This is a genomic window from Streptomyces coeruleofuscus (assembly GCF_039532725.1).
Taxonomy (GTDB): Bacteria; Actinomycetota; Actinomycetes; order Streptomycetales; family Streptomycetaceae; genus Streptomyces; species Streptomyces coeruleofuscus.
Genome location: NZ_BAAASE010000001.1, coordinates 892,890 through 914,932, shown reverse-complemented (window position 1 = coordinate 914,932; position 22,043 = coordinate 892,890). Strand labels below are relative to the sequence as shown.

Below are 22,043 nucleotides of genomic sequence, written 5' to 3'. Positions count from 1 at the left end.
ACACGGCGGCGGGGCCCCGACCGGCGGGGAGCGCCCCCTGCGCCGCAGGGGCCCCGTCTCGGCCCGGCCCCGGCGGAGCAGCCGTCAGTCGTCCGTGCCGGATATGCGCCGCAGCATGCCCGTGAACTGCTCGCGTTCGGCCTCCGACAGCGGGGCGAGCAGCTCGTCGTTGGCCGCGCGGGCCGCCTTCTCGCAGCGTGTCAGCAGCCGGGCTCCCCGGGCGGTGAGGGACACCGCGTTCTTCCGCCGGTCCTTCGGGTCCGGCTCGCGCACCACCAGGCCCGCGGCCTGGAGGTCGTTCAGAATGCCGACCAGGTCCTTGGGGTCCAGCCCGACCCCGCGCCCGAGGTCGGCCTGGGCGACGGGGGCCAGGTCGCGGACGGCGGACAGCACCACGTGGTGCCACATCCGCATGTCCTGCTCGGCCAGCGCCTCGGCCACCAAGGAACGGCCGCGGGCGGCGGCACGGCCGAGCAGCCAGCTGGGCAGGGAGCGGATCGCGGGGAGGGGAGCTTCCGACATGGCCGCAGCCTAGCCAAGAAATCGTTGGTTCTCCCTATGATCGTCCTATACCGTTGGGCACCCCAACGATTACGTCGGGGTGCCGAACGACAGCCGGAGGTGCGATGCGCCGCGTCCGCTACGAATCCCGAGGCGGCCCCCTGTTCACGGAGGAGGCACCGGTCCCCGAGCCCGGCCCCGGGGAACTGCTCGTGCGCGCGGAGGCGATCGGCGTCACGCTCCCGGTCGTCCGCAAGGTCACCGAGGCGGCGGAGCCGGTCCCGCTCGGCGGCGAGATCGCCGGGGAGGTCACGGCCGTCGGCGAGGGCGTCACCCGCTTCGCCACCGGCGACCGCGTGACAGGGCTCTGCTTCGGCCATGGTTACGCCGACTTCGCGCTCCTGCACGAGGCCATGGCCTCCCCGGTCCCGGCGGACGCCGACGCCGTCACGGCCGTCGCCCTGGTCCGCAGCGGCCTGGTCGCCCTCGGCGCCCTGGAGGCCGCACGGCCCGAGCCGGGCGAGGCGGCCCTGGTCACCGCCGCGGCGAGCGGCGTCGGGCACCTGGCCGTGCAACTGGCCAGGACGCGGGGCGCCGGGTGGGTCGTGGGGGCCGTCTCCGATCCGGCCAAGGCCGGCTTCGTCCGCGGCCTCGGCGCCGACCACGTCGTCACCTACGGCGACGACACCTGGGGCGCCCCGGTCGACTACGCCCTGGACGCGGTCGGCGGCGAGCTGCTCACCGCGGCCCTCGCCGCACTCGCCCCGGAGGGACGGCTGGTGGCGTACAGCTCGGGCGGCGGCACCGTCCAGGCGTACGACCTGCTCGTGGGCGCCAAGTCGGTGATCGGGTTCCAGATGGCCCGTATCGCCCGCGGGAAGCCGGAGTTGTACGAACAGTGGCGGGAGGAACTGTGGCGGCTGTTCGCGGCCGGAGAGGTCCGGCCCGCCGTGCACGGGGAGTTCGCCCTTCAGGACGCGGCGAAGGCACACGGGGAGATCGAGGCGAGGGCCAACCTCGGCAAGGTCGTCCTGATCCCTTGACGCACGCTTCTTGTAGGGGTCTGTGAAGCCAAGTACCGTCTGTGGCCCCACACATGGGACGTGGGATGTCCGGTTGACCGAATGTCCGCTCCCCGGACTTCTGTCCCCGGATTTCTGTTCCCATGCCTCGGTGGTCCAGCCGACAGACGCATGAAGGGCAGGTCGCACCATGCCGTCAAGTCTTCGCGCACGTCTGAGATCCACCCTGACAGCCGTTCTCACCGCCGCGGCGCTGCTCGCGCCCGCGAGCCCGGCCCATTCCCAACCCTCCCCAGCTTTACCGGAGTTCGACCAGCAGGTCCTCTTCAAGGCCTCCCAGGACCCCGGCTACGCGTGCTTCCGGATCCCGGCGATCGTGCGGACCACGGCCGGCACGCTGCTCGCCTTCGCCGAGGGCCGCGTCCTCAACTGCGGTGACGCGGCCGACATCGACATCGTCCTCAAGCGCTCCACCGACGGCGGCCGCACCTGGGGACCGCTCCAGGTCGTCAACGAGGGCGCGGGCGACACGCACGGCAACCCGGCGCCCGTCGTGGACCGCACGACCGGCCGGATCCTGCTGGCAGAGACGTACAACACGGGCCGTACGGACGCCGGCAACTGCACCGTCCCCTGCGACCGCACCCCGCACCTCCAGTACAGCGACGACGACGGCCGGACCTGGTCCGAGCCGCGCGACCTGAGCGACCAGATCCTGCCCGGCCACTGGAACTCCTGGTACGCCACCGGTCCCGTGCACGGCATCCAGCTCACCCGCGGCAAGCACGCCGGGCGGCTGGTGTTCGGCGTCAACACCGAGACCTGGAACGGCAGCCGGGTCAGCGCCAACCACGCCGCGCTCATCGTCAGCGACGACGGCGGCGACCACTGGCGGATCGGCGCCACGGACTCCTGGCCGATAGCGCAGGACGGCATGTTCCGGCAGAAGCCCTCGGAGGTGACGCTCACCGAACGGGCCGACGGGGCCGTCCTCGTCAGCGGACGTGAGCAGGACGGCACCGATCTCGGGCACCGCTCCCAGACCCTCAGCCTGGACGGCGGCGACAGCTTCGTCACTCCCTTCCGCGCCCTCCCGGACCTCTACACCCCGCAGGTCCAGGGCGCGACGCTGCGCCTCGGCGACCGGCTGCTGCTGTCCGCCCCGGCCGATCCCGACCGCCGCCGGACGATGATGGTCCGCTCCTCCTACGACGGCGGGCGCACCTGGGACAGCGTGGACCGGGGCACGGTCGTCACCACGGACTGGTCGGGCTACTCCGACATGGCGGCGGTCGACTCCTCGACGGTGGGCCTGCTGTACGAGGGCGGCGCGGTCGACGCCCGCGACGAGATCCGCTTCGCCCGTTTCACCGAGGACTGGCTGGAACCGCGCCGTGGCGCCGACCCGACGACCCGCGACGCGGCACCGGGCGCGCGGCCCGCGGCCGTGCTCGGCGATGCCGGGCGGACGGCCGGTGTCCGCGGCGGCGCGCTGTCCTTCGACGGCGCGGACGACGCCGTACGCCTGCCGTACCGGTCCCGACTGCCGCTCGGCGAGGGGGACTTCACGGCCTCCCTGTTCTTCCGCTACACGGCCACGACCGGCGAACAGCCCTTCCTGTGGATGGGCGGCATCGGCACCACCCAGCCGCAGGTCTGGCTGCGCGGGGAGCCGGCGAGCGACCGGGTCCGGGCGCTCATCACCACCCGGTCGGGCGCGGCGACCGTCCTGACGGCCTCGGTGTGGACCGCCGGCGCCCACAACGACGGCCGCTGGCACCACCTGGTCCTGCGCCGGGGCGGCGGGCAACTGACCCTCTTCCTCGACGGCACGCCGATCAGCACCCCGGACGTGCCGGGCTCGGTCAGCCGTAACTCCCCGTTCGGCGTGCACATCGGCCAGCGCATGGACAGCCGGGCGTTCCTGACGGGGGCGATCGACGACGTCCGCGTCTGGAACCGGGCCCTCACCGACAGGGAGTTGGGCGCCGGGAGGAACACGGCCGCGAGGGGCACAGTGCTGTGGCTCCCCATGGACCAGGTGAGCGGCAGCAACTAACGTCACGGCACGTGCCCGACGACGCAGAAGCAGCACGAGCACGACAGCGCACGGGAACCGGGATCGGCCTGCTGCTGGTCCTGGTTCTCGGGGCCGCGCTGCTCATCGCCCTCCCGGAGGACGAGAGTCCGGACGACGCGGCCGCCTGCCGGGCGCGCACCGTCCGCTCCTGGCGGGCGGACGACGGCCTCACCGCCGAGTTCGCCCGCTACGGCGACGACGCGACCCGCACCGACGACTGGACCGGCGGCGACGGCACCCACTCGGTGCGGCTGCCGGACGGCCGGGTGCTGTGGCTGTTCTCGGACACCTACCTGGGCCGGGTGTACGGCCCGCCCAACCCGGCCGGCGAGTCCCACGCCTGGCGGGACACCACCGCGCCGCTGGTGCGCAACTCGGCCGTGCTGATGCGCGACGGCCGGCTGGAGACCACCCTCCCCGCCCCGCTCTTCGCCGACCCGGCGCCGGGCCAGTGGCGCTGGCCGGTCGCCGCCCGCGTCGAACCCCGCTCCCCCGGCTCCTCGGAGCAGGTCGTCCGGGTGCTGCTGTGGGTGCGCACGGCCGGCCAGGCCCCGTGGATCTACGGCGTGCCCACCGCGACGGAGGTGGCCACGCTGTCGCTGCCCGATCTGCGCCTCGAGTCGGTCGTCAAGGTGCTCGACCAGCAACTGGTCCCGGACCCGTCCCGGCGGGTCCTGTTCGGCACGACGCTGGTCGAGGAGGACGGCTGGACGTACGTCTTCGGCGGCGACGACGGCCAGGCCGCCTCCCGCCCGGCCTCGCACGCGTACGTGGCGCGGGTGCCGGAGGGCAGGCTCGGGGACCCGGCGGCCTGGCGCTACTGGACCGGCTCGTCCTGGGCGGCCGCCGCCCGCCCCCGGCCGGTGCTCGGGGACGGGCAGCGCAGGGGCGTGGGCAGCGCGTTCTCGGTCGTCCGGGACGGCGGGACGTACGTGCTGTTCACGATGGCCGCGGGCACGAAGGGCCTGACCACCGTGGCCTCGTACTGGGCGTGCTCCCCGTCCGGGCCGTGGCACGGGCCCGCGAAGGAGTTCAGCCCGTCGCTGCCGCAGGGCCAGGTGGCCGCCTACAACCCGCAGGCGCACCCGGTGCTGAGCGGCGACGGGCGTCTGGTCCTGAGCTACGACGTCAACTGGCTGGAGACGACGGGCGCCGCCGCCCAGCTCAGCCGGAACGTGTCCCTGTACCGACCGCGGTTCGTGACGCTGCGGCTGGCTCCGGCCCGGTGACCTCCGGGCGGGGGTCGTGGGAGCGGCGCTTGGCGATCACCGCGCAGACCATCAGTTGCATCTGGTGGAAGAGCATCAGCGGCAGCACGGCCAGCGAGGCCTGCGGGCCGAACAGGACGCTCGCCATGGGCAGTCCGGCGGCCAGGGACTTCTTCGAACCGGCGAACTGGAGGGTGATCCGGTCCTCCCGGACGAAGCCCAGCGCCTTGCCGCCGTACCAGGTCAGCAGCAGCATCACGGCGAGGATCACGGCCTCGACGACGAGGAGCCCGCCCAGCCGGAGGGGGCTGACCTGCTGCCAGATGCCCTGGACCATGCCCTGGCTGAACGCGGTGTAGACGACGAGCAGGATCGAGCCGCGGTCCACCAGCGCCAGGACCTTCTTGTGGCGGGTGACGAGGCCGCCGATCCAGCGGCGCAGGAGCTGCCCGGCGAGGAACGGCACGAGCAGTTGCAGCACGATCTTCAGCAGTGAGTCGGCGGAGAACCCGCCCCCGCTGCCGCCGAGCAGCGAGGCCGCGAGCAGCGGGGTGGCGATGATGCCGACGAGGGAGGAGAAGGAGCCCGCGCAGATCGCGGCGGGCACGTTGCCGCGGGCCATCGAGGTGAAGGCGATCGAGGACTGCACGGTCGACGGGACGAGCGTGAGGAAGAGCAGGCCCTGGTACAGCGGGTCCGTCAGGATCACCGGCACCAGTCCGCGGGCCGCCAGGCCGAGCAGCGGGAAGACGAGGAAGGTGCAGGCCAGGACCGTGACGTGGAGCCGCCAGTGGCGCAGCCCGTCCAGGGCCTCACGGGTGGACAGCCGGGCGCCGTAGAGGAAGAACAGCAGGGCGATCGCCGCTGTGGAGGCACCGGACGCGACATCGGCGACCGTCCCGCGTGCAGGGAACAGCGCGGCGACACCCACCGTCGCGAGGAGGAGAAGGATGTACGGGTCGATCGGCATCCGACGCGGCCGGCGCAGGCGTTTCACGGTGCTCCACTTGCTCGGGACTTACGGGCGGTACATACGTGCGGTACTCACGTGCGGTACGGGGACGGTACGGCCCCCTTCCATCCTGCTCCCCGCGTCGGCGATCGGGAATCCCGCATACCGCTCTCACTGTCATCACGTTCCGCGATAGCCTGACAGGCATGTACGAGCCCTCCCATCTGCGCACCTTCCTCTCGGTGGCGCAGACGCTGAGCTTCACGCAGGCCGCCAGGCGGCTCGGGCTGCGGCAGTCCACCGTCAGCCAGCACGTGCGGCGGCTGGAGGACGCCACCGGGCGGACGCTGTTCACGCGGGACACGCACTCGGTGGAGCTCACGGAGGACGGCGAGGCGATGCTCGGGTTCGCGCGCCGGATCCTGGAGGTGCACGAGCAGGCGACGGCGTTCTTCACGGGCACCCGGCTGCGCGGCCGGCTGCGCTTCGGCGCGTCGGAGGACTTCGTGCTGACCCGGCTGCCGGAGATCCTCGAAGGCTTCCGGCACGACCATCCGGAGGTCGACCTGGAGCTCACGGTCGAGCTGTCGGGCACGCTGCACGAGCAGCTCGCCGCCGGGAAGCTGGACCTCGTCCTGGCCAAGCGGCGGCCGGAGGACCCGCACGGCGAGCTGGTCCGGCACGACAGGCTGGTGTGGATCGGCGCGGAGCGCCTCCGGCTCGACCCGGACCGTCCCGTGCCGCTCATCGTCTATCCGCCGCCGGGCATCACCCGCGCGCTCGCCCTGGAGGCGCTGGAGCGGCAGGGCCGCGAGTGGCGCGTGGTGTGCACGAGCGGCTCTCTCAACGGCCTCGTCGCGGCGGCCCGGGCGGGGCTCGGCGTGATGGCCCACTCCCGCGGCCTCATCCCGCCGGGCCTGGTCCGCGTCCCGGACCGGGCGGGGCTGCCGGAACTCGGGCAGGTGGACTTCGTCGTGGTCCACGGCCGGCGCCGCCCCTCAGCCCAGGGGGCGGCGGACGCCCTGGCCGCGGCGATTCTGTCGGGCGGTGACCGACTGAACCGGAGTGACGAAATCCGCCTCCGGGGCGCTGACAGAAGAGACGGCCGGGCACCGCGCACGAGGAGCCTCGGGCCGTAACGGGTCGTACAGATTCGGTGGAGATTACGGCTCCGAAACTTACTCAACCGTCAGGATTCTGTCCGACCCTTCCCCATGTGAGCGCATTTTCCCTCCCTGACCAGCGCGGACAAGAGCGCTGCTCGCCTTCGCCACCCCTCCCGCCCTCTGCCCGGTTGGGGTAGCTTTCACCGCGCTGTGCGGAGCGTCACTCGACAAGAGCGCTGAGGAGCGGGGAGCGGGGTTTGCGCGAGTTCACCAACCCTCCGTTGGCGTTGGCACCTCCGGTGGGCGGTCTGGCCGACGTGGTCTTCCAGCATGCCCAGGAGGACCCGCTGCACATCGCGCTGGGCCGCAAGGACGAGTCCGGGCAGTGGCGGGACGTCACCAGCGCCGAGTTCCGCGACGAGGTGCTCGCCCTGGCCAAGGGCCTGCTGGCGAGCGGCATCCGGTTCGGCGACCGCGTCGCGATCATGTCCCGTACGCGCTACGAGTGGACGCTGTTCGACTACGCGCTGTGGACGATCGGCGCCCAGGTCGTGCCGGTCTACCCGACGTCCTCGGCCGAGCAGTGCTTCTGGATGCTGTACGACGCCGAGGTGACGGCCGCGGTCGTGGAGCACGAGGACCACGCGATGACGATCGCCACCGTCATCGACCGGCTGCCGCAGCTGCGCCGCCTGTGGCAGCTCGACTCCGGCGCCGTGCACGAGCTGTACGACGCCGGCGCGAGCCTCGACGACGAGGTGGTGCACCGCCACCGGCAGGCCGTCACCCCCGACTCGGTCGCCACGATCATCTACACCTCGGGCACCACCGGCCGCCCCAAGGGCTGTGTCATCTCGCACGGCAACTTCATGTACGAGGCGGACACCGTCATCGAGCGCTGGGAGCCGGTGTTCCACTCCAAGCGGGGCGACGAGGCCGCCACCCTGCTGTTCCTGCCGCTCGCCCACGTCTTCGGGCGGATGGTCCAGGTCGCCGGGATCCGCGGCAAGGTGAAGTTCGGCCATCAGCCGCAGCTCAACGCGGCGGCCCTGCTGCCCGACCTGGCCGCGTTCAAGCCGACGTTCTTCCTGGCCGTGCCGTACATCTTCGAGAAGGTGTTCAACGCGGCCCGCCGCAAGGCCGAGAAGGAGGGGCGCTCCGGCCCGTTCGAGAAGGCCGTCGACGTCGCCATCAAGTACGCGGACGCCATCGAGGCGAAGGCCTGGGGCATCGGCCCCGGCCCCTCCGCCGGTCTGCGCATGCAGCACCAGCTATTCGACAAGCTCGTCTACGCCAAGATCCGCGCCGCGATGGGCGGGCGCATCAAGCACGCCATGTCGGGCGGTTCCGCCATGGACCGGCGGCTCGGCCTGTTCTTCGCCGGGGCGGGGGTGCACATCTACGAGGGGTACGGCCTGACCGAGTCCACGGCCGCCGCGACCGCCAACCCGCCCGGACGCACCCGGTTCGGCACGGTCGGGCAGCCCATCCCGGGCATGACCGTGCACATCGCGGACGACGGCGAGATCTGGCTGCACGGCCAGAACGTCTTCCAGGGCTACCTCAACAACCCCAAGGCCACCGACGAGACCCTGCACGACGGCTGGCTGGCAACCGGCGACCTCGGCGCGCTCGACGAGGACGGCTACCTCACCATCACCGGCCGCAAGAAGGAGATCCTGGTCACATCGGGCGGCAAGAGTGTTTCCCCCGGCGTGCTGGAGGAACGCGTCCGTGACCATCCACTGGTCAACCAGTGCATCCTCGTCGGCAACGACCGTCCGTACATCGCCGCCCTCGTGACCCTCGACCAGGAGGCCGTGGAGCACTGGCTGACGATGCGGGGCAAGCCGCAGATGTCCGCGGCGGAGCTGGTGCGCGACGCGGATCTGGAGACGGAGGTGCGGCGCGCGGTGGTCGCGGCCAACACCCTTGTCTCGCAGGCCGAGTCGATCCGCACCTTCCGCATCCTGGCCCAGCCGTTCACCGAGGAACACGGGTTGCTGACCCCGTCCCTGAAGCTGAAGCGCAAGGCGATCGAAAAGGCGTACGAGAAAGAGGTCGAGGCGCTGTACCGGGCGTGAATTGCCAGGTGACAGGTGAATCGCACGCCTGAATTCTCCCGTCAGGAATGCATCACGGCTCGTGATCGTTGACGATGGGATGTACACCTGACCACAAACCGAAGGATCGAGAGCTCGTGAGCAAGGTCCCCCCGATCATCCTGAACAACGGCGTCGAGATGCCCCAGCTGGGCTTCGGCGTCTGGCAGGTGCCGGACGACGAGGCCGCATCGGCCGTCGCGACGGCGCTGGAGGCCGGGTACCGCAGCATCGACACCGCGGCGATCTACGGCAACGAGGAGGGCACGGGCAAGGCCATCGCCGCGTCCGGTCTTCCGCGCGAGGAGCTCTTCGTCACCACGAAGCTCTGGAACGCCGACCAGGGGTACGACTCCACGCTGCGCGCCTTCGACACGTCGCTGGAGAAGCTCGGCCTGGACTTCGTCGACCTGTACCTGATCCACTGGCCGCTGCCGGCCCGGGGTACGTACGTCGACACGTACAAGGCGTTCGAGAAGCTGCACGCCGACGGCCGGATCCGGGCCATCGGTGTCTCCAACTTCCTTCCCGAGCACCTGGAGCGGCTGATCGGCGAAACGTCGGTCGTCCCGGCCGTGAACCAGATCGAGCTGCACCCGCACCTCCAGCAGAACGCCGCCCGTGAGTACCACGCGGAGCAGGGCATCGCCACGGAGGCCTGGTCGCCGCTCGGCCAGGGCAAGGGCCTGCTGGAGGTCCCGGCGATCGTGGCCATCGCCCGGAAGCACAACCGCACCCCGGCCCAGGTCGTCCTGCGCTGGCACATCCAGCTGGGCAACGTGGTCATCCCGAAGTCCGTGACGCCGGCACGGATCAAGGAGAACATCGAGGTCTTCGACTTCAGCCTCGACACGGAGGACCTGGCGGCCATCAGCGCCCTCAACGAGGACCGCCGCCTGGGCCCGGACCCGGCGACGTTCGACGGCGCCTGAGAGTATCCGCCCCTCACCCTACGACTGCCCGCAGCTTGCTGAGCTGCGGGCAGTCGTGCCTCCCCCAGTGCCTTGAGGGCCTGGGAGGTACCCCCAGGGCGGCACGGGTGGGCGCAGCGGCACCCCGCTACGCCGGGCTGCGCACCCACCCGCCCCCAGCACCAACGCCCAGCACCCGTGTCAGGCAGGTCCTAGCCCGCCCGAACCGCCGTGTGCACCGTATGGGCCTCCAGCACGAACACGTCCGCCCGACGGTGCAGACTCGCCTCGTCGTCCGGGTCGAGCAGCCGGTCGAGGGTCGCGAGATCCTCCGCGTCGAGCCCGTCCGTGAGCCTCTCGCGCATGTGTGACAGGGTCGCCACGACATAGCCCCGGGCCCGCTCCGAGGCGGGTGCGGGCAGGTCGAGCAGGAACGTGTGCGTCCTGGTGTGCTTCAGCCCCGCGGCGGCGAGCAGGGCCGGCCAGTCCTCCGTCACCGCGACATGGCCCGGCAGCTCCGCACGCATCCGCGTGAACCACTCCGCCTCCACCGCGTCGATCCGCGCCTGGAGCCCGGGCCGGCCGATGCCGATGTCGCGCGGCAGGTACCGCGAGGGCAGACCGCCCTCCATCAGGGCCAGCGTGCCGCCGGGCGCCAGCCGCGCCGCGAAGGCGGTGAGCGCGGCCCGCTGGTCGCCGAGGTGGTGCAGGCTGCGGCTCGCCCACAGCAGGTCGGCGGGGTAGTCCAACTCGTCCAGCACGTCGGGGAGTTCACCGGCGATGGTGCTGAAACGGTCGGCGACCCCCAGCCGCTCGGCCCGTGCCCGCGCCCGTTCCAGCAGCGGCTCGGAGCCGTCCACCGCGACGATCCGGGTGCCCGGGAACGTCTCGGCGAACAGACACGACACGACGCCCGGCCCGCTGCCCGCGTCGACGATCAGGCCCGGCTCGGTCACCTCCTGCGCCAGCCAGGCCATGGCCCGCTCGTACAGGGACGCGAACAGCTCCGCCTGCGACTCCAGCCTCGGGCCCATCTCGGCCCAGTCGATGTCCGTGGGGCCGTGGTGGTGGCCATGGCCCTGCCCGTGCGCGTGGTTGTGGTCGTGATCGTGGTCGTGCGCCATGGTGGTCAGCCTCTCCCTCGGATGCCGCCAGCCTGCGCCGACGCACCGGGAGAAGGCCACTGCTCTTGCCGCTCCCGCAAAAGGGATCCGCCGGGGCCGTAGCCCCGGCGGATCCGTGGGGACGAGGTGTCAGCCGGTCAGGACAGCGGCGGGTACGCGTTCTGCATCAGCTGCCGGAACTGGGCGGAGAACCAGTGCCCGGACAGCGGGGCGTCCGGCAGGGCACCGGACGGGCTGTTGCCGTTGCGCGGGTTGCCCTCGTACGTCGGGTCGCACATCCGGTCGAAGCCCTTGCCCTCGGGGTTCGGGATCTCCTTGCTCGCCCCGTCGGACTCGCCCGGCGGCTTCATCCACACGTAGGCGTCGATCCCGGCGGCCGGGCTGGCCTGCGGGCGCTCGCCGAGGCCGGCTCCGGACTGGTTGCACCAGTTGCCGGGGTTGATGCGGCGGTCGTAGCGGCCGCCGTCGACGTAGGTGTCGACGGTGGTCTGGGCGCCGGGGCCGGTGGGCCGGGCGGTGCCGCCCCAGCCGTTGCGGGAGGTGTCGATCAGCATGCCGATGCCGGAGTTGAAGCCGACCGAGACCAGTTGGTTGCGGAAGGCCTGGGCGAAGGACAGCTCGTCGACGTAGCGGTTCCAGTCGACCCACTTGGACTCGCGGACGGACTTGCCGGCCACGTTGTCGCTGATCGAGAAGTGGTCCTCCTTCAGGGCGCTGTAGTTCGCCGTGTTGGTGATGAAGCCGTGGACGTCGTTGACGGTCGCGCCCTCGGCGGTCGCCGCCTCCTTGAACAGCGTCGCGGAGGGACCGAAGTTGTCGTCCCAGCCGATCCAGCCGTGGTGGCCGGCGTCGACGTAGTTGTAGACGTTCGGCACGTCGCCGAGCTTGTTCAGCGCGTAGCCGACGCCCTTGATGTAGTTGCCGTTGGCCTTCATCACGTCGCACTGCGGGGTGGCCGTCGGGCGACTGCCAGTGTTGGTGACGAGGTTCGGCAGCGAGTCGATCTCGACGGTGGTGACGATCCGCAGCGAGGAGTACTTCGAGTCGGCGAGGATCGCCTTGATCGGGTCGATGTACTCCGTCTTGTAGCGGCCGATCTCGTCGGGCTTCAGCTCGCCGTTGGAGGCGAGGGCGGCGCAGTCACGGCCGGGCAGGTTGTAGATCACGAGCTGGACGACGAGCTCGCCCGAGCCCTTCTGCCGTAGCGCCTCGTCGAGGTGGGCGCGCAGGCCCATCTTGCCGCCGGCGCCGTTGATCGCGGCGATCCGGTCCAGCCAGACACCGGTCGGCTGGTTGGCGATCCGGCTGCCGCCCGGCTCGGCGGCGGCGTTCGCGGACCACTCGGGGTTCACGTACACCTTGGCGCCGTCGTAGGGGTTGTTCACCCGGTTGGCGGGGCCGCCCGGGTCCGGCGGATCCGTGGGGCCGCCGGGGCCGCCGCTGTCGACGTTGCAGGTCACACCGTCGAGGGTGAAGGTGGCCGGGATCGCGTTGCTGCCGCTGTAGGAGCCCTGGAAGCCGAAGCTGACCGAACCGCCCGTCGCGAGCTGGGCGTTGTAGCTCTCGTTGGCCACGGTGACGTCGGCACCGCTCTGGCTGATCTTGGCGTTCCAGCCGCTGGTGACCTTCTGGTTGCCGGCGTACGACCACTTCAGCGACCAGGACGACTTCGCGGCACTGTTGTTGGTGATGGTCACGGCGGCGGTGAAGCCGGTGTTCCACTGGTTCTGCACCTTGTAGTCGACGGTGCAGGGGACGGCGGCGGTGCCGATGCCGTCCGGGTCGACGGCGAACGCCGTGCCGGTCGCTCCGGCGACCAGGGCCATGGCGGCCAGTAACGCTGTTCTCGTACGGCTCATGAGTGCGGGTTTCCCTTTCGGTGGTGGGGGTGTCAGCCGTTCAGGGCGCGCTCCGACAAGGACATGAGGAACCCGGCACCGGCACTCGCGCAGCCGGGGACGACCGCGAGGTCGTGTCCGCGAAGTCCCGCCTGCCCTGCGGGCGGACGACGGGATTTCACGGACGCGCCCTAGGGCGGCGGCTATAAGTACTGAACGCGAGGGGTGTCGCATGAGCGACTCCGTGCAGGTCGGGCCCGCCGTGACGGACGCGTCGACTGATGGAACCGCTCCCACTGGTGTCAAGGAAGGTAGCGCCAAGTGTCGGCAAAGAACAGGGGAGTCACTGACTTTCGCTCAACACACGACGTCGAATCTTTTCGACTCTTCAAGGACCTTGACCGATACCAGACCCGTCCTCACTATGGGAGCGCTCCCACTGGTTCAAGCCTTGACTTCTCCGAGCCGCAAGGAGGAACCAGCACCATGCATCCCCCACCCCGGAGGCGGAGAGCGGTGCGGCGTCTGTGGACCGCCGCGCTCGCAGCTCTCGCACTTCCGTTGACGATGCTCTCCTCAGGGTCGACCACCGCGCAGGCGGCCGCACTTCAGTGCAGTGTCGATTACAAGACGAACGACTGGGGCTCCGGCTTCACCGCGGACCTGACCCTCACCAACCGCGGCACGGACGCCATCGACGGCTGGACGCTGACCTACGCCTACTCCGGCAACCAGAAGCTGGGGAACGGCTGGAACGGCACGTGGTCGCAGTCCGGCCAGAACATCACCGTCAAGAACGCCCCGCACAACGCGCGGGTCGCCGCGGGCGCCGCCGTCTCCACCGGCGCCCAGTTCAGTTACAGCGGCAGCAACACCGCGCCCACGTCCTTCGCGGTCAACGGCACCCCCTGCACCGGTGCCCACCAGCCGCCGATCGCCGTGCTGACCAGCCCGGCCGCCGGCGCCGTCTACACCCAGGGCGAGTCGGTCCCGCTGGCAGCCACCGCGGCCGCCGCGGACAACGCCACGATCAGCAAGGTGGAGTTCTACGACGACACCAAGCTGCTGGGCACGGACACCAGCGCGCCCTACGCGCTGTCCGTCTCAGATTTGACCGTGGGCAGTCATTCCCTGGTGGCGAAGGCCTACGACAGCATGGGCGCCTCCGCCGACTCCACCCCGGTCGGCATCACCGTCGCCTCCGGACCCACCGTCGTCGCCTCACCGCTCCAACTGGGCGTCCAGTCGGGCAAGTCGGGCACGTACGAGGTGAAGCTGTCCAAGCAGCCGGCGTCCAATGTGACGGTGACGTCGGCCCGGGCGAGCGGCAACTCGGGCCTGTCGGTCACGGGTGGCGCCTCGCTCACCTTCACCCCGCAGAACTGGAACACCGCACAGAAGGTGACCGTCACCGCGGCCGGCTCCGGCACCGGCTCGGCCGTGTTCGAGTCGACGGCAGCGGGTCACGCCAAGGCCTCGGTCACCGTCACCCAGCTCGCGGCGAGCAAGGCGTACGACGCCCGCTTCCTCGAGCTGTACGGGAAGATCACCAACCCGGCGAACGGCTACTTCTCCCCCGAGGGCATTCCCTACCACTCGGTCGAGACGCTGATCGTCGAGGCGCCGGACCACGGCCACGAGACCACCTCGGAGGCGTACAGCTACCTCCTGTGGCTCCAGGCCATGTACGGCAAGGTGACGGGTGACTGGTCCAAGTTCAACGGCGCGTGGGAGCTCATGGAGAAGTACATGATCCCCACCAAGGCCGACCAGCCGACCAACTCCTTCTACAACGCCTCCAAGCCGGCGACCTACGCGCCCGAGCTGGACACGCCGGGCGAGTACCCGGCCAAGCTCGACACCGGCGTCTCGGTGGGCCGGGACCCGATCGCGGCCGAGCTGAAGAGCGCGTACGGCACGGACGACGTCTACGGCATGCACTGGCTCCAGGACGTCGACAACGTCTACGGCTACGGCAACTCGCCCGGCAAGTGCGAGGCAGGCCCGTCGGACACCGGCCCGTCGTACATCAACACCTTCCAGCGCGGCTCGCAGGAGTCGGTGTGGGAGACGGTGCCGCAGCCGACCTGCGACGCCTTCAAGTACGGCGGCAAGAACGGCTATCTGGACCTGTTCACCGGTGACGCCTCCTACGCCAAGCAGTGGAAGTTCACCAACGCGCCGGACGCCGACGCGCGTGCCGTGCAGGCCGCCTACTGGGCGGACCTGTGGGCGAAGGAGCAGGGCAAGGGCGGGCAGGTCTCCGGGACCGTCGCCAAGGCGGCCAAGATGGGCGACTATCTGCGCTACTCCATGTTCGACAAGTACTTCAAGAAGATCGGCAACTGTGTCGGACCCTCGACCTGCCCGGCGGGCACCGGCAAGGACGCCTCGATGTACCTGATGTCCTGGTACTACGCCTGGGGCGGCGCCACCGACACCTCGGCCGGCTGGTCCTGGCGCATCGGCTCCAGCCACGCCCACGGCGGCTACCAGAACCCGCTGGCCGCCTACGCGCTCGGCAACTACGCCCCGCTGAAGCCCAAGTCGGCGACGGGCGCGGCCGACTGGGCCAAGTCCATGGACCGGCAACTGGAGTTCTACCGCTGGCTCCAGTCGGACGAGGGCGCCATCGCCGGCGGCGCGACCAACAGCTGGGCGGGCCGGTACGCGACCCCGCCCGCCGGGAAGTCGACGTTCTACGGCATGTACTACGACGAGAAGCCCGTGTACCACGACCCGCCGTCCAACCAGTGGTTCGGCTTCCAGGCGTGGTCCATGGAGCGGGTCGCCGAGCTGTACCAGCAGACGGGGAACGCGCAGGCCAAGACGGTCCTCGACAAGTGGGTCGACTGGGCGCTGTCCGAGACCACGTTCAACCCGGACGGCACGTTCCGTGTCCCCTCGACGCTCCAGTGGTCGGGCCAGCCCGACACCTGGAACGCCTCCAGCCCCGGCTCCAACAGCGGGCTGCACGTCACCGTCGCCGACTACACCAACGACGTCGGTGTGGCGGCCGCGTACGCCAAGACCCTGACGTACTACGCCGACCGCTCCGGTGACACGGAGGCCGCGGCGGCGGCGAAGAAGCTGCTGGACGGTATGTGGGCGAACCACCAGGACGACCTCGGGGTCGCCGTCCCGGAGAACCGCGCGGACTACAACCGGTTCGACGACCCGGTGCCCGTCCCGAGCGGCTGGACGGGCACGATGCCGAACGGCGACGCGATCAACTCGTCGTCGACGTTCGAATCGATCCGGTCCTTCTACGAGGACGATCCCGCCTGGTCGAAGATCGAGAGTTATCTCGCGGGCGGTGCGGTGCCTTCGTTCACGTACCACCGGTTCTGGGCTCAGGCGGACATCGCGTTGGCCATGGGCTCGTACGCGGAGCTTCTCGAATAGTCCCCGCCGGGCGCTCCGCGGGTTCGGCGGTTGTTGTCTGCGCGCCAGTGTGTGGCTGGTCGCGCAGGGCCCCGCGCCCCCAGAACAGCGTCCGAAGCTCTGCGTACTCGGCCCTGCACCTGACGCGGGGCCACGGCCGGGCGACTCCACCCGCACGGGAGCCGCCCGGCCCTCGCACGTTCTCTCCCCTCACGGAAGGACCCCCACCGTGCGAAGAACCCGCATACTCACCGCCGTGCTCGCCCTGGCGGCCGGATTGTTGTCGGGCGCTCCTACAGCCCTGGCAGCCGACCCGCCGTCGCCGAAAATCACCGCCGACACGTACACGTGGAAGAACGCCCGCATCGACGGCGGCGGTTTTGTCCCCGGCATCGTCTTCAACCGGTCCGAGAAGAACCTCGCCTACGCCCGGACCGACATCGGCGGTGCCTACCGGTGGCAGGAGGCCTCGAAGACCTGGACGCCCTTGCTGGACTCCGTCGGCTGGGACGACTGGGGGCACACGGGGGTCGTCAGCATCGCGTCCGACTCCGTCGATCCGGACAAGGTGTACGCGGCGGTCGGTACGTACACCAACAGCTGGGATCCGAAGAACGGTGCGGTCATGCGCTCCTCCAACCGGGGAGCGAGCTGGCAGAAGGCGAACCTGCCGTTCAAGCTGGGCGGCAACATGCCGGGGCGGGGCATGGGCGAGCGGCTGGCCGTCGATCCGAACCGCAACAGCGTGCTGTATCTGGGCGCGCCCAGCGGCAAGGGGCTGTGGCGGTCGACGGACTCGGGTGTGACCTGGTCGCAGGTGGCGAACTTCCCCAACGTCGGCAACTACGTGCAGGACCCGAGTGACACCAGCGGCTACGCGTCGGACAACCAGGGCATCGTCTGGGTCACCTTCGACGAGTCCACGGGGACGTCGGGCAGCGCCACGAAGACGATCTATGTGGGGGTCGCCGACAAGGACAACGCGGTGTACCGCTCGACGGACGCGGGCGCGACCTGGCAGCGGCTGGCCGGGCAGCCCACCGGCTACCTCGCCCACAAGGGCGTGCTGGACGCGAAGAACGGCCATCTGTACCTCGCCTACAGCGACAAGGGCGGACCGTACGACGGCGGCAAGGGCCAGCTGTGGCGGTACGCGACCGGGACCGGGACCTGGAAGGACATCAGCCCGGTGGCGGAGGCCGACACGTTCTACGGCTTCAGCGGGCTGACGGTGGACCGGCAGAAGCCGGGCACGGTGATGGCCACCGCGTACAGCGCCTGGTGGCCGGACACGCAGATCTTCCGCTCCACGGACAGCGGCGCGACCTGGACCAAGGCGTGGGACTACACCTCGTACCCCAACCGCGAGAACCGCTACACGATGGACGTCTCGTCCTCGCCGTGGCTGACCTGGGGCGCCAACCCGCAGCCGCCCGAGCAGACGCCGAAGCTCGGGTGGATGACGGAAGCCCTGGAGATCGACCCGTTCGACTCGAACCGCATGATGTACGGGACGGGCGCGACGATCTACGGTACCGAGAACCTCACGAACTGGGACAGCGGCGGGAAGTTCGCCGTCAAGCCGATGGTGCAGGGGCTGGAGGAGACGGCGGTCAACGACCTGGCATCACCACCGTCGGGCGCGCCGCTGCTGAGCGCGCTGGGTGACATCGGCGGCTTCCGGCATACGGACCTGACGAAGGTCCCGTCGATGATGTTCACACAGCCGAACTTCACGACGACCACGAGCCTGGACTTCGCCGAGTCGAACCCGAACACGGTCGTCCGGGTCGGCAACCTGGACTCCGGCCCGCACATCTCGTTCTCGACGGACAACGGCGCCAACTGGTTCGCGGGGACCGACCCCTCGGGCGTGAGCGGCGGCGGCACCGTCGCGGCCGCGGCCGACGGCAGCCGGTTCGTGTGGAGCCCTGAGGGCGCCGGCGTGCACCACACGGCGGGCTTCGGCACCTCGTGGCAGGCATCCGGCGGGATCCCCTCCGGGGCGATCGTCGAGTCGGACCGCGTCGACCCGAAGACCTTCTACGGCTTCAAGTCCGGCAAGTTCTACGTCAGTACGGACGGCGGCGCGACCTTCAAGGAGTCACCGGCGACGGGGCTGCCCGGCGGTGACAGCGTCCGCTTCAAGGCCCTGCCCGGAGGGAAGGGCGACGTCTGGCTGGCGGGCGGCGCGAGCGACGGGGGGTACGGCCTGTGGCACTCGACGGACGGCGGCACGAGCTTCACGAAGCTGTCGAACGTCGAGCAGGCCGACACCATCGGCTTCGGCAAGGCCGCCCCCGGCGCCTCCTACCAGACGCTCTACACCAGCGCGAAGATCGGCGGCGTGCGCGGCGTCTTCCGCTCCACGGACAAGGGCGCGAGCTGGACCCGCATCAACGACGACGCCCACCAGTGGGGCTGGACGGGTGCGGCCATCACCGGTGACCCGAGGGTGTACGGCCGGGTGTACGTGGCGACCAACGGCCGTGGCGTCGTCTACGGCGACAGCTCCGACGGCGGCACCACGGGCCCCGGGCCCGGACCCGACCCGGCCGGTGCCTGCAAGGTGACGTACAAGGTCACCAGCCAGTGGTCGGGCGGCTTCCAGGCGGACGTGCAGGTCACCAACACCGGCACCGGCCCGTGGAACGGCTGGTCCCTCACCTGGTCCTTCACCGACGGCCAGAAGCTGACCCAGGCATGGAACGCCGAGGCAGCGCAGTCGGGTTCGACGGTGACGGCGAAGAACGTCGGCTGGAACGGCAACGTGGCGGCGGGCTCGTCCGTGAGCTTCGGCTTCACGGCGAACGCGTCGGGCGCGAACGCGAAACCGACCGCGTTCAAGCTGGGTGACCAGGGCTGCACGGTGGCCTGACCCCGCTGCCGAGGGCGTATGCCGGAGACGGCATACGCCCTCGGCCTTCTCAGGGGGTGTGGACCGTCGGCCTGGGAGCCGTCGGCATGTTGTTCCCGATGAAGAAGCTCGGGTGCGGGGGCTGGTTGTAAGCCGTGTTCTGCCACGCAAGGGCGGTGCGGTACTGCGTGTCGTGGAGCAGGGTCGTGATCTTCGTGCTGGTCTCGTGCGGGGTCGAGTAGATGCGCAGGGCCTTGTTGTCGCTGGTGCGCCAGACGACCTCCTCGCGCCAGTCACCGAGGATGTCGCCGGAGAGCGCCGGTGTGGACTTGGTGCCGTTGTTGGAGGAGACGCCGGACCCGGTCAGCAGGCGGGTGTCGCCGGAGGTGCCGTACTTGTCGATGCGGGTGCCGTCGAGGAGTTCGCGGACGGGGTCGCCGTCCCACCAGGACAGGAAGTTGATGCTGGACGGCTCCCGGCCCAGGGACGCGCCGGTCGCCGAGCGCAGGGTCGTGTCGGCGGCGGACCAGGCCTCGGCGCCCGCGCTGCCCGCGTACACGTCCGCGGCGACGCCACGGCCGTTGTCGGAGCCCGACGCCGTCTGCCACAGGACCTGGCCGGTGCGGGCGTCGGCCATCCAGGAGCCCGGCTTGCCGGAGTCCTCGGAGACCTTGAAGTACTCCAGACCCGCGCGGGACGGATTGAGGTCGCCGACATGACCGGCGTCGCCGTGGCCCAGCTTCGTGGTCCACAGACCGTTGCCGTTGTCGTCCACGGTCATGGCGCCGTAGACGATCTCGTCCTTGCCGTCGTTGTCGACGTCGGCGACGGACAGGCTGTGGTTGCCCTGGCCGTCGTAGCCCTTGCCGCTGTTGGTGGAGGAGCTGGTGTCGAAGGTCCAGCGGCGGGTGAAGGAGCCGTTCCGCCAGTCCCAGGCGGCGATCACCGTGCGGGTGTAGTAGCCGCGCGCCATGATCAGGGAGGGGCGCGAGCCGTCGAGGTAGGCGGTGCCGGCGAGGAAGCGGTCGACGCGGTTGCCGTAGTTGTCGCCCCAGGAGGAGACGTTGCCGCGGGCCGGGACGTAGTCGACGCTCTGCATCGCCTTGCCGGTCTGGCCGTTGAACATGGTCAGGAACTCGGGGCCGGAGAGCACGTAGCCGCTGGAGTTGCGGTGGTCGGCCGAGGAGGACCCGATGACCGCGCCGGTGCCGTCGCGGGTGCCGTCGGCGGTCTTCATGGCGACCTCGGCCTTGCCGTCGCCGTCGTAGTCGTAGACCTGGAACTGGGTGTAGTGGGCGCCGGAGCGGATGTTGCGGCCCAGGTCGATGCGCCACAACCGGGTGCCGTCGAGCTTGATGCCGTCGACGATGGTGTTGCCGGTGTAGCCGGACTGGGAGTTGTCCTTGGCGTTGGTCGGCTGCCACTTCAGGACGATGTCCAGGGCGCCGTCCCCGTCGAGGTCGCCGAGGGAGGCGTCGTTGGCCTCGTAGGTGTACGCCGAGTTGCCCGGGGCCGTGCCACCGGCCGGCGGGGAGAGGGGGACGTCCTTGTAGCCGGTGCGGAACTGGATCGCGTGCACCGAGTCGCCCTGCTCCACGCCGTTCACGATCGCGCGGACGGTGTAGTCGGCGTGCGAGGGGGCGCCGGAGTGGAAGTAGTTCGTGGAGCCGGTGACCGGGGTCGGGTTGACCTTCGTACCGGCCCGGTAGACGTTGAACGACACGTCGTTCGGGTCGGTTCCCAGCCAGCGCCAGCTGACCAGGTTGCCGCTGCCTGTGTGGACGCTGACCACGCCCCGGTCCAGCTTCTCGACCTGGCGGGCGGTGGCGGCCGCTGCCGTGTCGTCGGTGGCGAACGTGGTCAGGCCGGCGCCGACGAGCGCCGCCGTGGCCGCGGCGACGGGGAGGAGCAGACGGCGTCTGCGGTGCCTGTGCGGGTGCTTCACGGGACGGACCTCCTGGAAGGACGGGCGGGTTCCGCCTCTCAGTCGCCGCCGGGTGCACGGGAGTTGCCGTACCGCTGCGCCAGTTCGGCCACGGTCCGGGCGATCTTCGACCGCAGTTCGTGCGGAGCCAGCACCTCGATGGCCGTGCCCAGGCGCAGGAACTCGGCGTGGGCGTGGTCGACGGACTCGATGGGGACCGTGGCGCGTGTCCAGCCGTCGTCGTCCGCACGTCCGTCGCGCCGTACGGCCTCCCCCGCCGGGCCGGTGAGCGTCGTTCCCGGGGCCAGCCGCACCACCGCCTCGCCGCGATGGAGCCGGTCGTGGAAGCCGCGCTGGTACGCCGCCCAGTACGCGGCCAGGTCGAAGCCCTCGGGACGGGTGAACTCCTCGCCCTGGGCGGCGAGTTCCAGGATCTGGTCGACCCGGTAGGTACGTGGTCCGGGCCCGGCGACGACGTACCAGCGGCCCGCCTTCAGCACCAGCCCGTACGGCTCCAGGCGGCGCTCCACGTCGGTGGGCTCGCGCCAGCGGCGGTACAGGACGTGCAGCACTCGGCTGCTCCAGACGGCGTCCGCGACGGCCGGGAGGTGAGGGGTGTCGTCGGCGTCCGCGTACCAGCCGGGGGTGTCCAGGTGGAAGCGGCCGCTGATCCGGTCGGCGTGCGCGCGCAGCTCCGCCGGCAGGGCGGCGCGCACCTTGAGCTGGGCGGCGGCGAGCACGGAGCCGAGTCCGAGCTGGGCGGCGGGGCCGGGGGCGCCCGCGAGGAAGAGGGCCTCGGCCTCGTCGGCGGTGAGGCCCGTCAGCCGCGTGCGGTAGCCGTCGAGCAGGCGGTATCCGCCGTCGTGGCCGGCGTCGCCGTACAGCGGGACCCCGGCGGCCCCGAGGGCCTCGACGTCCCGGTAGACGGTACGGACCGAGACCTCCAGTTCCTCGGCGAGCTGTGCGGCGGTCATCCGGCCGCGGGTCTGGAGCAGCAGGAGGATCGAGACGAGCCGGCTGGACTTCACTGACAC

14 protein-coding genes are annotated in these 22,043 nt (G+C 70.7%); 8 read left to right on the top strand and 6 right to left on the bottom strand.

Going from position 1 to position 22,043, the window contains the following annotated elements; all coding sequences use genetic code 11:
• Positions 1 to 84: 84 nt before the first annotated feature.
• The gene (locus ABFX81_RS03970) at positions 85 to 522 is read right to left on the bottom strand and encodes a MarR family transcriptional regulator (RefSeq protein WP_086846148.1); all 438 of its coding nucleotides are present in this window, start codon (positions 520 to 522) and stop codon (positions 85 to 87) included.
• A 104-nt stretch (positions 523 to 626) separates the two neighbouring features.
• Here ABFX81_RS03970 and ABFX81_RS03965 point away from each other — a divergent pair, with 104 nt between their 5' ends.
• From ABFX81_RS03965 to ABFX81_RS03955, 3 genes are all read left to right on the top strand, one after another.
• On the top strand, positions 627 to 1,544 hold the full coding sequence (locus tag ABFX81_RS03965) for a zinc-binding dehydrogenase (RefSeq protein ID WP_086846150.1): 918 nt from the start codon (positions 627 to 629) through the stop codon (positions 1,542 to 1,544).
• Between the two features lie 169 nt (positions 1,545 to 1,713).
• Positions 1,714 to 3,582, top strand: a complete 1,869-nt coding sequence (locus tag ABFX81_RS03960) for an exo-alpha-sialidase (protein WP_086846152.1) — start codon at positions 1,714 to 1,716, stop codon at positions 3,580 to 3,582.
• An 11-nt stretch (positions 3,583 to 3,593) separates the two neighbouring features.
• A complete protein-coding gene (locus tag ABFX81_RS03955) occupies positions 3,594 to 4,832 on the top strand; it encodes a DUF4185 domain-containing protein (protein ID WP_086846154.1) in 1,239 nt (412 codons plus the stop codon).
• Here ABFX81_RS03955 and ABFX81_RS03950 read toward each other — a convergent pair.
• Positions 4,768 to 5,781: a bile acid:sodium symporter family protein gene (locus ABFX81_RS03950; RefSeq protein WP_346137768.1), complete on the bottom strand. Its 1,014-nt coding sequence runs from the start codon at positions 5,779 to 5,781 to the stop codon at positions 4,768 to 4,770. The genes ABFX81_RS03955 and ABFX81_RS03950 overlap by 65 nt on opposite strands.
• A gap of 188 nt (positions 5,782 to 5,969) precedes the next feature.
• Here ABFX81_RS03950 and ABFX81_RS03945 point away from each other — a divergent pair, with 188 nt between their 5' ends.
• From ABFX81_RS03945 to ABFX81_RS03935, 3 genes are all read left to right on the top strand, one after another.
• The gene (locus ABFX81_RS03945) at positions 5,970 to 6,902 is read left to right on the top strand and encodes a LysR substrate-binding domain-containing protein (RefSeq protein WP_086846160.1); all 933 of its coding nucleotides are present in this window, start codon (positions 5,970 to 5,972) and stop codon (positions 6,900 to 6,902) included.
• 224 nt (positions 6,903 to 7,126) lie between these two features.
• Positions 7,127 to 8,953 (top strand): AMP-binding protein, encoded by a 1,827-nt coding sequence (locus tag ABFX81_RS03940; RefSeq protein WP_086846161.1) that lies wholly within the window; start codon positions 7,127 to 7,129, stop codon positions 8,951 to 8,953.
• A gap of 158 nt (positions 8,954 to 9,111) precedes the next feature.
• Positions 9,112 to 9,903, top strand: a complete 792-nt coding sequence (locus tag ABFX81_RS03935) for an aldo/keto reductase (RefSeq protein WP_428837141.1) — start codon at positions 9,112 to 9,114, stop codon at positions 9,901 to 9,903.
• A 191-nt stretch (positions 9,904 to 10,094) separates the two neighbouring features.
• Here ABFX81_RS03935 and ABFX81_RS03930 read toward each other — a convergent pair whose 3' ends face one another.
• Both ABFX81_RS03930 and ABFX81_RS03925 read right to left on the bottom strand, forming a co-directional pair.
• Positions 10,095 to 11,006, bottom strand: a complete 912-nt coding sequence (locus ABFX81_RS03930) for a class I SAM-dependent methyltransferase (RefSeq protein ID WP_346137626.1) — start codon at positions 11,004 to 11,006, stop codon at positions 10,095 to 10,097.
• A 137-nt stretch (positions 11,007 to 11,143) separates the two neighbouring features.
• The gene (locus ABFX81_RS03925; protein ID WP_086854785.1) at positions 11,144 to 12,865 is read right to left on the bottom strand and encodes a glycoside hydrolase family 6 protein; all 1,722 of its coding nucleotides are present in this window, start codon (positions 12,863 to 12,865) and stop codon (positions 11,144 to 11,146) included.
• A 465-nt stretch (positions 12,866 to 13,330) separates the two neighbouring features.
• On the opposite strand from ABFX81_RS03925, the gene ABFX81_RS03920 reads away from it, so the two are divergent.
• Together ABFX81_RS03920 and ABFX81_RS03915 are read left to right on the top strand one after the other, a co-directional pair.
• Entirely contained in the window at positions 13,331 to 16,249 is a 2,919-nt protein-coding gene (locus tag ABFX81_RS03920; RefSeq protein ID WP_346137625.1) for a glycoside hydrolase family 48 protein, read from the top strand.
• Between the two features lie 208 nt (positions 16,250 to 16,457).
• The gene (locus ABFX81_RS03915) at positions 16,458 to 19,106 is read left to right on the top strand and encodes a cellulose binding domain-containing protein (RefSeq protein ID WP_086850910.1); all 2,649 of its coding nucleotides are present in this window, start codon (positions 16,458 to 16,460) and stop codon (positions 19,104 to 19,106) included.
• A 49-nt stretch (positions 19,107 to 19,155) separates the two neighbouring features.
• Here ABFX81_RS03915 and ABFX81_RS03910 read toward each other — a convergent pair whose 3' ends face one another.
• Entirely contained in the window at positions 19,156 to 21,030 is a 1,875-nt protein-coding gene (locus ABFX81_RS03910; protein WP_086850908.1) for a rhamnogalacturonan lyase family protein, read from the bottom strand.
• A 38-nt stretch (positions 21,031 to 21,068) separates the two neighbouring features.
• Entirely contained in the window at positions 21,069 to 22,037 is a 969-nt protein-coding gene (locus ABFX81_RS03905; RefSeq protein ID WP_086850906.1) for a WYL domain-containing protein, read from the bottom strand.
• Positions 22,038 to 22,043: the final 6 nt, after the last annotated feature.

Coding starts and splice junctions, on each gene's coding strand:
- ABFX81_RS03970 (WP_086846148.1), bottom strand. CDS start 522: ATGTCGGAAGCTCCCCTCCCCGCGATCCGCTCCCTGCCCAGCTGGCTG.
- ABFX81_RS03965 (WP_086846150.1), top strand. CDS start 627: ATGCGCCGCGTCCGCTACGAATCCCGAGGCGGCCCCCTGTTCACGGAG.
- ABFX81_RS03960 (WP_086846152.1), top strand. CDS start 1,714: ATGCCGTCAAGTCTTCGCGCACGTCTGAGATCCACCCTGACAGCCGTT.
- ABFX81_RS03950 (WP_346137768.1), bottom strand. CDS start 5,781: ATGCCGATCGACCCGTACATCCTTCTCCTCCTCGCGACGGTGGGTGTC.
- ABFX81_RS03945 (WP_086846160.1), top strand. CDS start 5,970: ATGTACGAGCCCTCCCATCTGCGCACCTTCCTCTCGGTGGCGCAGACG.
- ABFX81_RS03935 (WP_428837141.1), top strand. CDS start 9,112: ATGCCCCAGCTGGGCTTCGGCGTCTGGCAGGTGCCGGACGACGAGGCC.
- ABFX81_RS03930 (WP_346137626.1), bottom strand. CDS start 11,006: ATGGCGCACGACCACGATCACGACCACAACCACGCGCACGGGCAGGGC.
- ABFX81_RS03925 (WP_086854785.1), bottom strand. CDS start 12,865: ATGAGCCGTACGAGAACAGCGTTACTGGCCGCCATGGCCCTGGTCGCC.
- ABFX81_RS03920 (WP_346137625.1), top strand. CDS start 13,331: ATGCATCCCCCACCCCGGAGGCGGAGAGCGGTGCGGCGTCTGTGGACC.